This window comes from Zhongshania sp., from assembly GCF_041584495.1.
Lineage (GTDB): Bacteria > Pseudomonadota > Gammaproteobacteria > Pseudomonadales > Spongiibacteraceae > Spongiibacter.
Window position 1 is genome coordinate 1 of sequence record NZ_JBFHDY010000257.1, and the last position, 1,936, is coordinate 1,936.

Annotated in this window: 3 protein-coding genes; all 3 read right to left on the minus strand. The window is 54.5% G+C overall.

Annotated elements, in window-relative coordinates; genetic code table 11:
- Positions 1-51 precede the first annotated feature (51 nt).
- Positions 52-591 (minus strand): dTDP-4-dehydrorhamnose 3,5-epimerase, encoded by a 540-nt coding sequence (gene rfbC, locus ABYP33_RS18870; protein ID WP_373092870.1) that lies wholly within the window; start codon positions 589-591, stop codon positions 52-54.
- Positions 588-1,472, minus strand: a complete 885-nt coding sequence (rfbA, locus tag ABYP33_RS18875) for a glucose-1-phosphate thymidylyltransferase RfbA (RefSeq protein WP_373092871.1) — start codon at positions 1,470-1,472, stop codon at positions 588-590. Before rfbA ends, rfbC begins: the two co-directional genes overlap by 4 nt.
- Before the next feature lie 244 nt (positions 1,473-1,716).
- Positions 1,717-1,936: GDP-mannose 4,6-dehydratase (locus ABYP33_RS18880; RefSeq protein ID WP_373092873.1), on the minus strand; the 220-nt coding region annotated here is incomplete at its 5' end.

Sequence of the window (1,936 nt, forward strand, 5' to 3'; positions counted from 1 at the left end):
CTAGCTGGCCATTGGCGCCAGTCACCAGCAGGTGCATTGCGGTCTGCGCACTCATTGCTGGAACAGCTCGGCAAAGGTGGGGGCCTTGCTGTCTTTATCTGACAGGGTGGGATTTTCTAGCGGCCAGGTGATCGCCATCGCCGGGTCATTCCAAATCAGGCTGCCTTCGTCACTGGGGTCATAGTAGTCGGTGCATTTGTATTCAAAGTCAGCGGTGTCGCTGAGCACCACAAAGCCGTGGGCAAAACCCGGCGGCACCCAGAACTGGCGCTTGTTTTCTTCGGAGAGCATGACCCCTTCCCACAAACCAAAGCTGGGGGAGTCGGGGCGAATATCCACGGCCACGTCATACACCTCACCACTGACCACCCGCACTAATTTGCCCTGGGGCTTGGTCTTTTGAAAATGTAAGCCTCGCAACACGCCCTTGGCCGAACGGGAGTGATTGTCTTGCACAAAGGGTAGACTGATACCCGCCATGTCGCGGTAGCGATCGGCCTGAAAGGTTTCTAAGAAAAAGCCCCGATGATCGCCAAACACTTTGGGTTCGATAATCACGCAGTCTTTGAGCTGGGTTGGAATGACGTTCATTTATACCCCGCGGCAACCCGCAACAAATACTCGCCATAGCCGGTCTTTTTAAGAGCCTCACCCTGCTGCAACAACTGCTCGGTACTAATCCAACCCTGGCGGTAGGCGATCTCTTCTAGGCAGGCCACTTTGAGGCCTTGGCGATGTTCAACAGTCTGCACAAACTGCCCCGCATCAATTAAGGAATCGTGGGTGCCGGTATCTAACCAGGCAAAACCGCGACCCAGCACTTCCACACTGAGATCGCCGCGCTGGAGGTAGGCGAGGTTCACATCGGTAATCTCTAGTTCGCCTCGCGGCGAGGGTTTGATATTGCGCGCAATCTCAACCACGTCGTTGTCGTAGAAATACAGGCCGGTAACCGCATAGGGCGATTTCGGCTTGGCGGGCTTTTCTTCAATACTAATCGCCTTGCCGTCGTCGCCAAATTCAACCACCCCGAAGCGCTCTGGGTCGGTGACGTGGTAGCCAAAGACCGTTGCGCCGGACTCTTTGGCAACGGCACTTTTAAGATTGTCTGAGAATCGCTGGCCGTAGAAGATATTATCCCCCAAGACCAAGCTGACATTGTCATTGCCAATAAAATCAGCGCCAATGGTGAAGGCCTGGGCCAAGCCGTCGGGGCTGGGCTGCTCGGCATAAGCGATATTCGTACCAAACTGGCTGCCATCACCCAATAGGCGCTGAAAGCCCGGTAAATCGGTGGGTGTAGAGATAACTAAAATATCTTTGATACCCGACAGCATCAGCACTGACAAGGGGTAGTAAATCATTGGTTTATCGTAAATTGGCAGTAACTGCTTGGAGCATCCCATGGTAATGGGGTGCAAGCGGGTGCCCGAGCCACCCGCGAGGATAATGCCTTTGTATTTCTTGGTCATGGTGTTTCCCTTACCGGCCTGATGTCACAAACATCAGGCCCAATATCAATTTAGTTTCGCCTAAGCACTGAGCTGGTGACTCAAAGCTCTCACCGCGCTCACGTGGATACCTGCCTCCGCAGGTATGACGGCGAAGGGCGTTTTGTCGGCGTCATACTGACACAGACATAACAACGGGTTCAGCTCGGCCCTCGCTTCTGCGTCTCCCGTCTCCCGTCTCCCGTCTCCCGTCTCCCGTCTCCCGTCAAGCGTCCATCGCCGCCTCGCCGATCCGGTCTAACTTATAATCCCCCGACAATACCCGCTGCCACCACTGGGGGTTATCTAAATACCATTGCACGGTTTTGCGAATACCCGATTCAAAGGTCTCTTCTGGCACCCAACCCAAGTCGCGCTGAATCTTGCTGGCATCAATCGCGTAGCGAGCATCGTGACCGGGTCGGTCTTTAACAAAGGTGATTAAG

What these genes read in the sequence shown, in the direction of transcription:
- rfbC (WP_373092870.1), bottom strand. Translation starts at nt 591, where the DNA reads ATGAACGTCATTCCAACCCAGCTCAAAGACTGCGTGATTATCGAACCC.
- rfbA (WP_373092871.1), bottom strand. Translation starts at nt 1,472, where the DNA reads ATGACCAAGAAATACAAAGGCATTATCCTCGCGGGTGGCTCGGGCACC.